We start from the raw sequence: 12,551 nt of genomic DNA, 5'->3' as shown, positions 1-12,551 counted from the left end.
CGGCAGGGTCTGTGCGTGGCCGGGGCGGGTGGCCGCGGCTGCGGACGATTCTGGAGACGCTACATTCGATTGATCAAATCAACCATCGCCCGGATTTACCCGGCCTTTCGAGACGCATCCCCATGACTGCCGAAGACGCCGCCACCCCGCCGCGCCGCCCGCTGGACGACCTGCTGCTGTACCGGCTGTCGCGCCTGCTCGCGGTGGCGGGCAGCATGGTGATCCGGCTGTGCGAGGGCCGCTTCGGCATCACGCGGCGCGAGTGGCGCCTGATCGCGGTGCTGGCCAGCCGGGGCGAGCTGGGCTCGTCGCAGCTGGCCGAGCATGCGCAGCTGGACCGGGCGCGCACCTCGAAGGCGGTGGGCTCGCTGGTGGCCAAGCGGCTGGTGTCGCGCACGGCGCTGGCAGGCGACCGGCGGCAGGTGCGGCTGGGCCTCACGGCGACGGGACAGGCGCTGTACGACGAACTCTTTCCACTGGTGACGCGCATCAACGCCGAGTTGATGGGCACGCTCGACGCAGACGATGCCGCGCGCTTCGACGACGCGCTGCACCGCCTGCAGGCGCACGCCGAAACCATGGTGGCGCAGGCGGTGCTGCCCAAGGCCGACCGGGGGCGCCACGCGGCGGCGGCTGCTGCGGCGGCAGCAGGCCAGGGCAAGAAGAACAGCACGGCGGCGCGCAGCGGCAAGGCCGTCAGTCCACCTTCATCCCGGTCGCCTTGACGATGCGCCCGTAGCGCGCCTGCGCCGTGGCCAGGCGCGTGGTGGCGGCGGCATCGGTTTCGGCCAGCGGCACCATGTCGAGCGAGGCCAGGCGGGCCTTGAGCTCGGGCAGGGCCAGCGCTTTGTGCAGCGCCTGGCGCAGGGTCTGCATCACGGGCTCGGGCGTGGCGGCCGGCACCATGGCGAGGTAGAGCACTTCGAACTCCAGGTCTTTCAGGCCCAGCTCGCCCACGGTGGGCACCTCGGGCAGCAGCGGCGCGCGCTGGCGGCCGGTGACGGCCAGGGACCGCAGCTTGCCGCCCTGGATCTGCGGCAGCACGCCGGGCGTGGCGACGATGCCGGCCTGCACCTCGTTGCCCAGCATGGCCATCACGGCCGGGGCGTTGCCCTTGTAGGGCACGTGCACGATCTTCGCGCCGGTCGCGCTCGCGAAGATCTCCGCGGCAATGTGGCCCGGGCTGCCGTTGCCGGCCGAGCTGAAGGTGGCGGGCTCGGCCTTGGCCTGCGCGATGAAGTCGGGCAGCGTCTTCGCCTTCACCGAGGCGGCGGTGGTGAAGCTCAGGCCCGACGAGCTGAAGATCATCAGCGGCTTGAGGTCTTTGGCCGCGAAGGGCATCGACGCGTACAGGTGCGGGTTGACGGTGAAGGTGCTGTCGATGCCCAGCAGCACGGTGTAGCCGTCGGCCGCGCTCTTGGCCACGGCGTCGGCGCCGATGTTGCCGCCCGCGCCGGGGCGGTTGTCGACCACGAAGGGCTGCTTCAGGTCTTTCTGCAGCGCGTCGGCCAGCGCGCGCCCGAGGATGTCGATGGGGCCGCCGGCCGGGAAGTTGACGAGGAACTTCACGGGCTTGGCGGGGTAGCTCGCCTGGGCCTGTGCGGCCGGGGCGGCGAGGCCGAGGGCCAGCGCGGCGCAGGCGGCGGCGAGCGTGAGGCGGCGGCGCCTGCCGAAGGAAGAGGAAGGCTTCGAGGAAAAGGTCGTGGTCATGGGCTGCTTTGTCTGTCTCCGTATCCACGGCACTCTAGAAGGCTGCGCGGCGCGGCACAACTGAAGTCTCTTCCGCCAGCTATTCCCTCTGGTTATATTTGAAAGCACACCGCACCCGAGGCTTCGAGGAGAACCGCATGTCAGCCATGAACTTTGAGCGCCTGAAGATGCGCCACCTGCAATGCCTGGTCATGGTGGCGCAAGAGCGCAACCTGGTGCGCGCGGCCGAGGCGCTGTCGCTCACGCAGCCGGCGGTGTCGAAGACGGTGGCCGAGCTCGAAGAGATCGTGGGCCGCCAGTTGCTGCTGCGCCGCCGCCGCGGCGTGGAGCTCACGCCGGCCGCCGAGGTGCTGGTGCGCCACGCGGTGTCGGCGCTGCGCGGCCTGCGCGAAGGCCTGGGCCTGGCGATGGACCAGCCCGAGGCCGACCAGCTGCGCGTGGCGGTCGGTGCCTTGCCCAACATGGCGGCGCACCTGCTGCCCGAGGCGGTCGCGCGGCTGCATGCGGCGCACCCGGCGATGCGCGTGCGCGTGGTGAGCGGCACCAACGCGCAACTCATGACGCAGCTGCGCCAGGGCGAGATCGACCTCGTGCTGGGCCGGCTCGCGCAGGCTTCGGCCATGGCCGACCTGGCCTTCGAGCAGCTGTACAGCGAGGTGCTGCTGCTGGTGGTGCGCCCCGGCCATCCGCTGGCCTCGCGGCGCAAGCCCACGCTCGATGCGCTGGCCGCCTACCCGCTGGTGCTGCCGGTGTCGGGCACGCTGATCCGGCACACGGCCGACGCCTTCCTCATCGCGCAGGGGCTGGCGCTGCCCGCCCGCTTGGTGGAGGCGACCGACACCAGCTTTGCCGTGGGCCTGCTGCAGCGCTCCGACGCCGTGTGGTTTGCGCCGCAGGGCGCGGTGGAAGGCTTCGTGGCGCGCGGCGAACTCAAGCGCGTGGCCATCGACACGGCAAGCACCGAAGGCCCGGTGGGCGTGACCGTGCGGCGCGGCAGCGAGACGGGCGAGGGCGCGCGCCTGCTGCTGGACACCATCCGGGGCATTGCGGCCACGCGCGCTGCCTGAAGGGTTTCTTCAGGCTTCCTTCAGAATAGATCGAGCGCTCGGTCTAATAATTCGGGCATGACCGAATTCCGCGAGAACCACCGTGCGCAAAGTTGACCCCGAACGCCAGCAGGCCAAGCGCCGCCAGATCCTGGAGGCCGCGGGCGACTGCTTTGCGCGGCGCGGCTTCCATGCCACCACCACCGCCGAGATCTGCACCGCCGCGGGCATGAGCCCGGGCAATCTCTTTCATTACTTTCCCAGCAAGAACGCGATCATCGAGGCCCTGGCCGAAGAGGAGTGGCGCGACACGGCCGCGTACTTCGCCGCCATCGACGACGACCCGCCCGACCCGCTGGAGGTGGTGCTGTCCTTTCTCGACGTGGTGATGGTCTTTGCCTCCGACCGCAGCTACTCGCGGCTGGCGCTGGAGGTGGCGGCCGAGACCCTGCGCAACCCGGTGGTCTGCGCCAGCGTGGCCGCGGGCGACACCGAAATGCGCGACGGCCTCGCGGCCCTGCTGCGCAAGGCCGCGGCGCGCGGGCAGATCGACCCCGAGCTCGACCCGGTGCAATCGGCCAACTGGATCGCCGCGCTGATCGACGGCGTGTTCTCGCGCCTGGCGCTCGACACGGGCTTCGACCCCGCGCGCGAGGCGCCGATGCTGCGTCGCGTGGTGAGCCGCTTTCTCGCGAAGCCGGGGCGGGGCGCATGAACCCGACCCCTGTGGCAGTCGAGCGCCAGTCGCTCGTCGATGCATTGCGCGGCTTCGCGCTGCTGGGCATCCTGGTCGTGAACATCGCGGCCTTTGCCTCGCCGTACTACGGCCAGCCGCTGCCCGACCCGATGATGCGTTCGGGGCTGGACCGCGTGGCGGCCTTTGCCGTCGCCTTCCTGTTCGAGACCAAGTTCTACCTGCTGTTCTCGTTCCTGTTCGGCTACAGCTTCACGCTGCAGATGCAGTCGGCGCAGCGCAGCGGCAAGCCCTTCGTGCCGCGCCTGGCGCGCCGGCTGGTGGCGCTGTGGTGCATCGGCGCGCTGCACGCGGTGCTGCTGTTCCATGGCGACATCCTCACGACCTACGCGGTGCTCGGCGCCGTGCTGCTCGCGCTGCGCCACCAGAGCGACGCGGTGCTCGCGCGCTGGGCGCTGCGGCTGGTGCTGGCGACCGCGCTGGTGTGGGGCGCCATCGGCATGCTCGCGATGCTGGGCGGTCCGGCGACCGACGAGGTGCTGCGCACCGCGAAGGCCGACGCGGCCTCGGCGCTCGCAGCCTACCGCGGCACGGCGGCGACGGTCATCCGCCAGCATCTGCGCGAGCTGTCGCAGGTGTGGATCGTGCTCGGGCTGGTGCAGGCGCCGATGGCGCTGGCGATGTTCTTCGCGGGCGTCATCGAGGGCCGCCGCAACCTGTTCGCGCGGGCCGACCGCTACCGGCCGCTGTTCAAGCGCCTGCTGGTGCCCGGGCTGGTGCTGGGGCTGCCGGGCGCGGCCGTGTATGCGTGGACCGCGTCGGTCGTGCCGGGCTCGCGCTGGGACGTGCTGGGCCTGGCGGTCGGCGTCTTCACCTCGCCGCTGCTCACGGCGACGTATGTGGGCGCGATGATGCTGCTGTTCCAGTCGCGCTGGGGCGGCTGGCTGGCGCAGGCGCTGGCACCGGCGGGGCGCATGGCGCTGTCGAACTACCTGCTGCAGTCGGCGGTGTGCGCGTGGCTCTTCCTGGCGTACGGGCTGCGGCTCATCGGCGAGCTCGGGCCGTTCATGAGCCTCATGGTCGCCTTCGGCATCTTCGGCGCGCAGATGCTGGTCAGTCGCTGGTGGCTGGCACGCTTTGCGTACGGCCCGGTGGAGTGGGTGCTGCGCGCCTTCACCAACCTCGAGTGGCCGGCGCTGCGTCGTTCGCACAGTTCACGCTGAACGACGAGAATCCCGTCGTTCCAACGAGGAGGATGCGCCGATGATTTCCATGGAAGACGTGTGGGCCTACCGCGAAGAGACGCTCTACCCGCGCCTGTTCGGCCCCGAGCGCACCGGCATCTACGTGCTCGACTTCGACGACTTCAAGGCGCTGGGCGCCGAAGACGTCGACCCGCGCTGGCTGCACCTGGGCGTGTTCGAGTTCGCGCCCACGCCCGTGCGCAACACCTGGCTGTACGTGACCTCGGGCGGCTCCACGCCTTGGGAAACGGAGCCGGCCGACTACGACCCCGAGGACTATTCGTGGATCGGCTCTGAGCTGGTCATCGAGGTGCCGTCGCAGCCGCAGGACCAGTGGGCCATCAAGTTGCTGCGCCGCCTGCTCGCCTACAACGTGCTGCTCGCGCACTCGCACTTCGGTGAAGACAAGCAGCCCTTCGACTACGGCGACCGCATTCCCGTCGGCGAAGCGATCCGCGAGAAGGGCACCGTGGCCCTGCGCCATGTGGTGCTGATGGAGCCCAAGCATTACCCCGCGACGGCGCAACTCGACTCGGGCCGCTTCGACTTTTTGCACCTCGTCGGCATCAACGATTCCGAACGCGACTGGGCCAAGGCGCACAGCTCCGAGGCGCTGCTGCGCCTGCTCGAAGTGCATGGCGGCGCGCCGGTGACTGACGCGCGGCGCAAGGCGGTCGTTTGAGCCGCGCCAAAGGTGCGGCCATCGTCGGCGGTGCCGAGCGTTCGCACGGGCGGGCGCTCGAACTGGCCGAGTCGCTCGGTGCGATGGGCCCCATCGAGGTCAAGCGCTTCTTCGGCGGCTTCGGCCTCGTGCAGGCCGGCGTGCAGTTCGCCTTCGTGATGAAGGGCACGCTGTACCTGCGCGTGGACGACGCCACCCGGCCAGAATTCGAGCGCCTGGGCGCGGTGCCGTTCTCGTACGCGACCAGCGCCTCGACCGTGAAGGTCGCGAGCTACTACGAGGCGCCGGTCGATGCGCTCGAAGACCCGCACGCCTTGCGCGACTGGGCGACGAAGGCGCTGGCGAGTGCGCTGGGTGCACGCAAGCCCGCGCGCCGCAAGCCGGCCAGTTGATTCGTCAGCGCGACAGCAGCGTCGACAGCTGAAACACCGCAAAGCCCAGCAGCAGCGCGCCCGACAGCTTGTTGATGCCCTGCAGCACGCGCGCGCCGAGCTTGTGCCGCACCATCGACACGATGCTCGACAGCCCCAGCCACCACAGCGCCGAGCCGAGGAACACCCCCAGCACCATCGTGAGCGCCGCACCGCTGCCGCTGCCCACATGGCCGCTGCCGAGCGAAGCGAACACCGCGACGAACGACAGGATCGTCATCGGGTTGGCCAGCGTGAGCACGAACACCGACAGCAGCGCCTTCACCGGCGTGGCCGCGTCCTCCGCGGCCCGAGCCTGCGTCGCGGCCGGCGCACGCAGCAGCTGCACGCCCATCCACGCAAGAAAGGCCGCGCCGCCGAGCGCCAGCGGCACGCGCGCGGCGACCATCGTCGACACCACGGCCGAAACGCCAAAGGCACCGATGGCGCCATAGCAGGCATCGGCCAGCGCGGCGCCCAGGCCGCTGAGAAAGCCGATGGTGCGGCCATGCGCGAGCGTGCGCTGGATGCACAGCAGGCCGATGGGGCCGACGGGTGCGGCGATCGAGAGCCCGATGACAAGGGCCTTGAGAAAGAGAGCGAAGTCCATGCCGACGATTGTTCGGCGCAGCCCGCATGACGAGAATGGCGAAATTCAGGCGCGCGGCATGCCTTGCCTGAAATCGGAAGCGAAATTCTCAATCGGGCCTGAAATCCATGGAAATCGACGCCAAGAACTGGCAGATCCTCGACGTGCTGCAGCAGGACGCGCGCACCTCGCTCACGGCGCTGGCGCGGCAGGTGGCGCTGTCGGTGCCGTCCACCTCCGAGCGCGTGAAGCGCCTCGAAGAGGCCGGCGTCATCGAGGGCTATCGCGCGGTGGTGCCGCCGCGCAAGGCGGGCTACACCGTGACGGCGCTGGTCGGCATCACCACCGCGCAACCCGACAAGGCCCGCCTGCTGAAGCTGCTCGGCAGCCGGCGCGAAGTGCTCGAGTGTTTTCACGTGACGGGGCAGGACTCGTACGTGCTGAAGGTGGTCGCGCGCGACATCGAGCACCTCGAAGCCTTCGTGAGCAGCATCAACCACCTGGGCGAGACGCGCACCTCGATCGTGATGTCGGTGCCGATCGCGGCGCGCGCGGTGGCGGCGCCGGCGGGCACTGTGCCCGACTGAGGCGCGCCTCTCGCCAAAAAAAAGGTCCGCACCAAGGCGGACCGAATGGACCCGCCTGACGGGCTCCTGGAGAAACGGAACATCCGCGGGCGCAGGGCCGCCCGCGGTCATTCACTCACTTGCTTGCTTATTTGCGCGTGACAGTCTTCCCTGATCAGAACGAGTGGCGCAGCCCGACGTCGTAGCCCGTCGAGGTCTTGGGCACGAACACCCCGGTGTTCACGAAGGCGGGGCCGCCGACCGTGAGCGCCGCGCCGTTCTTGTTGCTGATGCGCGCGACGGTGGCGTACAGGGCGGTGCGCTTGGACAGGTTGTGGATGTAGCCGATGGCCAGCTTGTTGGCCTTGGGGTCGGCGACCGACGGCGTGAACGGCAGGTTGACGGTGTTGAGGTCGTACTTGACCTGCGAGTACGAGGCGCGGATCAGGCCCGGGCCGACCGGCGCGGTCACGCCGATCAGGTAGCCCGTGAGGTCGACGTCCGGCACGCCGCCGACCAAGGGCGTGACGGCGTAATCGCGCGTTTTCTTGATTCTCGACAATTCGCCGAACAGCTTGACCACGCCGAAATCGTAGGAGCTGCCGAGATTGAAGGTCTTGACGTTGTCGGTGGTGCCCGCATAGAAATTGTCGGCCGCCGTGCTGTTGCCGTACGACACGGCCACGTCGAACGGGCCATTGGCATAACCGACACGTCCGCCCAGGTAACGCCCTGCGCGTGATGCGGCCGAATTGCCTGAATTGAGTGCGCCCGCCGCATTGACGCCAGGCGGTGTTGCCGTGCCAGGGTCGTATTTGGTATTTTCATGCAGCGCGTACATGAATTGGCCATAAAAGCCACCGAGATTCTTCGGCAGGAAATAACCGATCGAGTTGCTGGCGCGGTTGTAATTGAGGTCGCCGCCGAAGCCGCCCGAGCCGCCGCCGGCGTTCGTGTTGGCGGCGGTGAAGATCAGGCTGCGGCCCACGCCGACGATGCCGAAGGGGTCGAACACGATGTCGTTCCAGGCCGTCGGCACGTAGTCGCGGCCCAGGCGCAATTCACCGAAACCGCCCGACAGGCTGACCGTGGAACGGCGCTGGAAGGTGGTGATGCCGGTCTTGCCGTCGTCGGGGCTGATCGGCGCCTCGAGCCAGAAGCTGGCCGCAAGCCCGCCGCCCAGGTCCTCGGTGCCGCGAAAGCCCAGCCGGCTCGTGGAATAGCCGCCCGAGCTCAGCGCGGTCTGGCTCGCGGTGCGCGTGCCCTGGTTCACGTAGAACGGGTTGAACAGCGTGGCGCCGTTCATGTCCTGCGATTTGGACGAGTAATTGCTGATGCCCGTGTCCACCACGCCGAACAGCGTGACGGAAGACTGTGCATTGGCGAACCCGACACCGAACAGTGCGGCGGCCGTGAGGAATTGTCTTTTCATTGTTGCCCTTGAATTGAATATGAAATTCATCGCTCCCACGCACCGCGTTGGAGCTCCGGTTCGGCGTGCGGAAATAATTTCAATTGATTTCTTCTGCCTTCCGCATGGTTCATGCGTCTGGGCAAATCATATCGATCGATTGCGACAGGAAAAGACCGAAACCGCCTTTTTCAATTACGTTTTCCGTGCAGCCGGGTTACGAATTGGAAAGCTCCACTTGCCGCTTGCAGAGAATGGATGAATTGGTCTTCATCCTGTCGTTTTTGTAATTGAACCGTTCGCGCGGCGACGGTCCGAATTTCTAGCGTGTCGGCATGGCGAAGCAAAACCGCCATCGCCGAAGCGGGTGGTCCTCTTCGGCGTTCAACGAAGGAGATGACACATGACGAACAGGAAGATGGCCTTTGCGCTGGCGGCGATGGCCGCCGCAGCGCTCCCGCTGATGGCCGGCGCGCAAACCAGCCAGCAGCACGTCGAGGGGCCGGCGCATTTCGCGGCGACCGAAGCCGGCATCAAGGAGCACCCCGAAAACGCCGGCCCGGGCAAGACCGACGCCCAGGTGGTGGCCGAACTGCGCGCCGCGCAGCAAAGCCCCGAGTGGGCCGGCGTGCTGCGCTGGGGCGCACCGATCCCCGTGAAGGCCACGCAACCGCGCACGCGCGCGGAGGTGGTGGCTGAGCTGGAGCGCGCGCAGTCGCAACCGGGCTGGGAGCGCGCCTCGCGGCTGGGGGCGCCGATGGTGTTGCCTGCGGCGGCGCCTGCGCGGTAGGGGAGAAGAAAGACGGCGGCGGGTGCTTCAGCCCGCCGCCGCGCCCTGCATCACCGCCGGCTGCCCCATCGCCGGATCGTTGCCCTCGAAGCGCATCTTCGGCAGGAACTGCGGGTACTCGCGCTGCATGAAGTCGATGACGCCTTCGCGCACGTGGCAGCGCAGGTCGAAGGCCAGGCCGGAGGTGGCGGCGGTGCAGAGCACGCGGACCTGCATGGTGCGTTCGGTGGCGTCGGTCACGCGCAGGTTGAAGAAGCGGCCGTCCCACTCGGGCGCGGCCTTCACGAGGCGCTCGACCTCGGCGCGCAGCGGCGCCAGCGGCGTGCCGTAGTCCAGGTAGAAGAAGACCGAGCCGAGCAGTTCGGCCGAGTGGCGGGTCCAGTTCTGGAACGGCTTCTCGATGAAGTAGGTGAGCGGCAGGATGAGGCGCCGGTCGTCCCAGATGCGCACGACCACGAAGGTGCCGGTGATTTCCTCGACGCGGCCCCATTCGCCCTCGACCACGAGCACGTCGTCGATACGGATCGGCTGCGACAGCGCGATCTGCAGGCCGGCGATGAGGTTGCTGAAGACGGGCTTGGCCGCCAGGCCCGCCACGATGCCGATCACGCCGGCCGAGGCCAGCAGGCTGGCGCCGACCTGGCGTGCGCCCGGGAAGGTCATGAGCATCATGGCGCCGCCGGCCACGACGACGACCGACATGGCGGTGCGCGCGAGCACGCGGGTCTGCGTGAGCACGCGGCGCGCCTGCAGGTTGTCGGAGATGTCCGAAGGGTGCTGCGCGAGCACGCCGTCGGCAAAACCGCTGATGGCCTTGAGCACGAACCAGGTGCTGGCCGCGATGAGCAGCAGCCCGGTGAGATGCCGCACGCTGCCGATGAAGCGCAGGTCGTCCGGCGCCGCCTGCCACACCATCATGAGCGCCGCCAGCGGCAGCACCAGCCGCGCGGGGGCGGTGCAGTTGAGCACCATCGCATGCACGGCGGGCGCCGGGCGGGTGATCCGCCTGAGGACCATGCCCCCGATGCGGTGGGCGAGAAGGGCGAGGGGCGCGGCGATCAGGGCGGCAATCCAGGTGCCGAACCAGGGGTGTGCGAGGAGCTCTTGGGTCATCAGGCGGGGGTGGTCTTTGCTTCTGGGGTGTTGTCGTTCAGTGGTTGAAGAATGCGCGCTGCGTCGTCGCGCAGCTGCGTGGCGAGCGCCGTGGCCAGGTCGAGCCGGCGCACCAGCCAGGGGCTGATGTCGTTGTCGAACGGGTCGGGCAGTGGAATGGGACCGCCGACGGTGGTGGCCCCCGTGCTCTCGGGGTGAGAGGGCCCTGCGATCGGAATGGTTCCCAGGGCGGCCTCGATGCGTTGCGCGGTGCGCACGAGCGGGCCTTCGATGTCGCCCGGCGTGAGGCGGTCGCGCCGCAGCACGAGCATCGACTTCACCGCGCTGAGCTGCGCGAGCAGCTGGTAGCTGTGGGCCTGCAGATGCTCCAGCGGCTCCAGCGGCGGCTGCACGGCGCGCGGTTCGGAGAGCGAACGCTGCGTGGCCTGCACGAGCGCCGAGAGGCTGTCGTAAGCCTCGCGGCGCGCAAGCCGCCACTCGAGCTCGGGGCTGCTCTGGATGGCCTGCAATTGGCCCAGGCCGAGTGCGAGCCGCGCATGGCGCGCCTGCGCGGTGAGCACGCGCGCCACCAGCGCCGGAATCTGCGTGCGCTCCCACGAGGGCAGCACGTAGCAGAAGCCCCAGGCCAGCGCGGCGCCGATGAGCGTGTCGGCGATGCGCTCGAACAGCGCAAAGATGGGCGCGGTGCCGGTGTTCAGCATGTGGGCCTGCAGCAGGCCCAGCACGGTGGCGGCCACGGCGGTGACGAGGTAGCGCCGCACCGCGAAGCTGTGGGCAATGGCCTGCGCGATGGTCACGGTTACGAGCAGCATCAGCGGCGACGGGTGCGCCGACAGCAGGCCCACCGCGAGCACGCAGCCCAGCAGCGTGCCGGCAACGCGGCTGTTGCGCCGCTCCAGCGTCTGCGAGAGGCTGCCGCGCAGCACCACCACGATGGTCAGCAAGATCCAGTAGTCGTGCGACCCCCAGGGCATCGACACGGCGATGCCGTAGCCGGCCGCGATGGCCAGCGCCGCGCGAATGGCGTGGCGCAGCGGCGGCGCGTCCCAGCGCCACAGCGCGAGGAAGGGGCGCAGCGACCAGTCGGTCGGGCTCACGAAGAGCTGCCAGTTGGCGCGCACCACGGCCAGGTTGGGCTCGGCGTCGCCGCGCGCCATGGCCGCCAGGCGCAGCACCTCGTCGTTGATGTGGCCGATGCGGCTGGCCAGCCCGCGCGCGAGCATGGCGGCCGAGGGGCCCATCTGGCCGTGCGTGTCTTCGTCGTCTGCCGTCACGTGGATGGCGGCCAGGCGCGGCCGGCGGTCGGCCACGGCGGCGGGGTGGCGGCGCATGAGCAGCGCATCGGCCAGGCCGGTCGTTTCGTCGGCCAGCTCTTCGAGGATGCGGCGCATCTCGACCAGCGCCTGCGCGTGCGACGGATGGGCGCGCAGGGCGTCGAGGTCGAGCTCGCTGGCGAGCAGCTGGTCGCGCATCTCGAGCACGATGACGAGCATGCCGGCCAGTCGCTGGCGGCGCGGCGTGCGCGGCGATTCGAGCACGATGTCGCGCGTGGCCTGCAGCTGGTCGGCCAGCGCGGCCTGCTCACGCAGCAGTTGGCCGAGCAACGAGGCGGGGGTGTCGCGGATGTCGCGGGTTTCGTCCTGCGGCGTGAACTGGCTGGCTTCGGTGCGCATGAGCGCGGCCAGCGAAAACAGCACGTCGGCGATCGACTGCGTGCGAAAGCGCCCGTTGAGCAGCAGGTTGGCGAGCGTGGCCCACACCACGTACAGGCCGGCGCCCAGACCGAATTCGGTGGTGCGCGCGATGGCGTCCGACAGCCCGGTGGGCGCTGGCGTGGCCATGGAGAAGACCATCGAGAACATCACCGCGATGGCGATGGGAATGCCGCGCTTGCCCCAGGCCATGGCCACGAAGGCCATGAAGGTGGCGGGCACCAGCAGCAGCCCGAGGCGGATCGGTGCGCCGTGCAGCATCTGCACCGCGAAGAACAGCGGCAGGCCGATGAGCGGCGCCGGCAGCATCTGCAAAAACTTGCCGCGGCGCGGGCCGGGCAGGTCGGGCGGCGCCGTGACGATCACGCCGGTGGCGGCGGCCGAAGCGGCCAGGGTGCCCAGCCACAGGTGCACCCCGCCCGAGATCACGAGCAGGCCGAGCGCGACGGTGAGCCCGCTCGCGACGTAGTGGCTCAGCGCAATGCGCAACGCCGCGCGAACCCGCGAGGCGGCGCCCGGCCCCGTCATCACTTGGCGGAGGCGTCGCCCTCGGCGGGCGCCTCGCGCTTGATGCGGGTGAGCTT

Annotated in this window: 13 protein-coding genes; 8 read left to right on the top strand and 5 right to left on the bottom strand. The window is 69.4% G+C overall.

The window, feature by feature from the left end; all coding sequences use genetic code 11:
• The first annotated feature begins 122 nt into the window (after nt 1-122).
• Entirely contained in the window at nt 123-725 is a 603-nt protein-coding gene (locus VBO01S_RS21655; RefSeq protein WP_082818225.1) for a MarR family winged helix-turn-helix transcriptional regulator, read from the top strand.
• On the opposite strand, the gene VBO01S_RS21650 is transcribed toward VBO01S_RS21655, so the two are convergent.
• Nucleotides 697-1,710 (bottom strand): tripartite tricarboxylate transporter substrate binding protein, encoded by a 1,014-nt coding sequence (locus tag VBO01S_RS21650; RefSeq protein ID WP_062479172.1) that lies wholly within the window; start codon nt 1,708-1,710, stop codon nt 697-699. The two genes, VBO01S_RS21655 and VBO01S_RS21650, sit on opposite strands and share 29 nt — an antisense overlap.
• Before the next feature lie 137 nt (nt 1,711-1,847).
• On the opposite strand from VBO01S_RS21650, the gene pcaQ reads away from it, so the two are divergent.
• From pcaQ to VBO01S_RS21625, 5 genes are all read left to right on the top strand, one after another.
• Complete coding sequence (gene pcaQ, locus VBO01S_RS21645; protein WP_062479169.1) at nt 1,848-2,777, top strand: pca operon transcription factor PcaQ; 930 nt, start codon at nt 1,848-1,850, stop codon at nt 2,775-2,777.
• Between the two features lie 82 nt (nt 2,778-2,859).
• Entirely contained in the window at nt 2,860-3,471 is a 612-nt protein-coding gene (locus VBO01S_RS21640; RefSeq protein ID WP_062479167.1) for a TetR/AcrR family transcriptional regulator, read from the top strand.
• A complete protein-coding gene (locus VBO01S_RS21635; protein ID WP_062479164.1) occupies nt 3,468-4,673 on the top strand; it encodes a DUF418 domain-containing protein in 1,206 nt (401 codons plus the stop codon). Before VBO01S_RS21640 ends, VBO01S_RS21635 begins: the two co-directional genes overlap by 4 nt.
• Nucleotides 4,674-4,713: 40 nt before the next feature.
• Nucleotides 4,714-5,376 carry a suppressor of fused domain protein gene (locus tag VBO01S_RS21630; RefSeq protein ID WP_062479161.1) on the top strand — a complete coding sequence of 221 codons (663 nt, stop codon included), beginning with the start codon at nt 4,714-4,716 and terminating at the stop codon, nt 5,374-5,376.
• Nucleotides 5,377-5,459: 83 nt separating this feature from the next.
• A complete protein-coding gene (locus VBO01S_RS21625; protein WP_082818228.1) occupies nt 5,460-5,768 on the top strand; it encodes a TfoX/Sxy family protein in 309 nt (102 codons plus the stop codon).
• Between the two features lie 4 nt (nt 5,769-5,772).
• On the opposite strand, the gene VBO01S_RS21620 is transcribed toward VBO01S_RS21625, so the two are convergent.
• Entirely contained in the window at nt 5,773-6,396 is a 624-nt protein-coding gene (locus tag VBO01S_RS21620) for a LysE/ArgO family amino acid transporter (RefSeq protein ID WP_062479158.1), read from the bottom strand.
• Nucleotides 6,397-6,503: 107 nt separating this feature from the next.
• Between VBO01S_RS21620 and VBO01S_RS21615 the strand changes: the two genes are divergently transcribed.
• Nucleotides 6,504-6,962 (top strand): Lrp/AsnC family transcriptional regulator, encoded by a 459-nt coding sequence (locus VBO01S_RS21615; protein ID WP_062479155.1) that lies wholly within the window; start codon nt 6,504-6,506, stop codon nt 6,960-6,962.
• A 154-nt stretch (nt 6,963-7,116) separates the two neighbouring features.
• Here the strand turns inward: VBO01S_RS21615 and VBO01S_RS21610 are convergent, their stop codons facing one another.
• Nucleotides 7,117-8,373 (bottom strand): porin, encoded by a 1,257-nt coding sequence (locus VBO01S_RS21610; RefSeq protein ID WP_062479152.1) that lies wholly within the window; start codon nt 8,371-8,373, stop codon nt 7,117-7,119.
• Nucleotides 8,374-8,755: 382 nt separating this feature from the next.
• Between VBO01S_RS21610 and VBO01S_RS21605 the strand changes: the two genes are divergently transcribed.
• Nucleotides 8,756-9,142 carry a hypothetical protein gene (locus VBO01S_RS21605; protein WP_062479149.1) on the top strand — a complete coding sequence of 129 codons (387 nt, stop codon included), beginning with the start codon at nt 8,756-8,758 and terminating at the stop codon, nt 9,140-9,142.
• Between the two features lie 27 nt (nt 9,143-9,169).
• On the opposite strand, the gene VBO01S_RS21600 is transcribed toward VBO01S_RS21605, so the two are convergent.
• Together VBO01S_RS21600 and VBO01S_RS21595 are read right to left on the bottom strand one after the other, a co-directional pair.
• Nucleotides 9,170-10,255, bottom strand: coding sequence for a mechanosensitive ion channel family protein (locus VBO01S_RS21600; protein WP_062479147.1), 1,086 nt, complete (start codon nt 10,253-10,255; stop codon nt 9,170-9,172).
• On the bottom strand, nt 10,255-12,495 hold the full coding sequence (locus tag VBO01S_RS21595) for an FUSC family protein (protein ID WP_062479145.1): 2,241 nt from the start codon (nt 12,493-12,495) through the stop codon (nt 10,255-10,257). The genes VBO01S_RS21600 and VBO01S_RS21595 overlap by 1 nt, the downstream gene beginning before the upstream one ends.
• Between the last annotated feature and the right edge of the window lie 56 nt (nt 12,496-12,551).

This window comes from Variovorax boronicumulans NBRC 103145 (genome assembly GCF_001591345.1).
GTDB classification, from domain to species: Bacteria; Pseudomonadota; Gammaproteobacteria; order Burkholderiales; family Burkholderiaceae_C; genus Variovorax; species Variovorax boronicumulans.
The sequence above is the reverse complement of the archived record's forward strand: the minus strand, read 5'-3'. Positions and strand labels throughout refer to the sequence as shown.

Bases quoted from the DNA above. Each gene is read 5' to 3' on its own strand.
- VBO01S_RS21655 (WP_082818225.1), top strand. From the start codon at position 123: ATGACTGCCGAAGACGCCGCCACCCCGCCGCGCCGCCCGCTGGACGAC.
- VBO01S_RS21650 (WP_062479172.1), bottom strand. From the start codon at position 1,710: ATGACCACGACCTTTTCCTCGAAGCCTTCCTCTTCCTTCGGCAGGCGC.
- pcaQ (WP_062479169.1), top strand. From the start codon at position 1,848: ATGTCAGCCATGAACTTTGAGCGCCTGAAGATGCGCCACCTGCAATGC.
- VBO01S_RS21635 (WP_062479164.1), top strand. From the start codon at position 3,468: ATGAACCCGACCCCTGTGGCAGTCGAGCGCCAGTCGCTCGTCGATGCA.
- VBO01S_RS21630 (WP_062479161.1), top strand. From the start codon at position 4,714: ATGATTTCCATGGAAGACGTGTGGGCCTACCGCGAAGAGACGCTCTAC.
- VBO01S_RS21625 (WP_082818228.1), top strand. From the start codon at position 5,460: ATGGGCCCCATCGAGGTCAAGCGCTTCTTCGGCGGCTTCGGCCTCGTG.
- VBO01S_RS21620 (WP_062479158.1), bottom strand. From the start codon at position 6,396: ATGGACTTCGCTCTCTTTCTCAAGGCCCTTGTCATCGGGCTCTCGATC.
- VBO01S_RS21615 (WP_062479155.1), top strand. From the start codon at position 6,504: ATGGAAATCGACGCCAAGAACTGGCAGATCCTCGACGTGCTGCAGCAG.
- VBO01S_RS21610 (WP_062479152.1), bottom strand. From the start codon at position 8,373: ATGAAAAGACAATTCCTCACGGCCGCCGCACTGTTCGGTGTCGGGTTC.
- VBO01S_RS21605 (WP_062479149.1), top strand. From the start codon at position 8,756: ATGACGAACAGGAAGATGGCCTTTGCGCTGGCGGCGATGGCCGCCGCA.
- VBO01S_RS21600 (WP_062479147.1), bottom strand. From the start codon at position 10,255: ATGACCCAAGAGCTCCTCGCACACCCCTGGTTCGGCACCTGGATTGCC.
- VBO01S_RS21595 (WP_062479145.1), bottom strand. From the start codon at position 12,495: ATGACGGGGCCGGGCGCCGCCTCGCGGGTTCGCGCGGCGTTGCGCATT.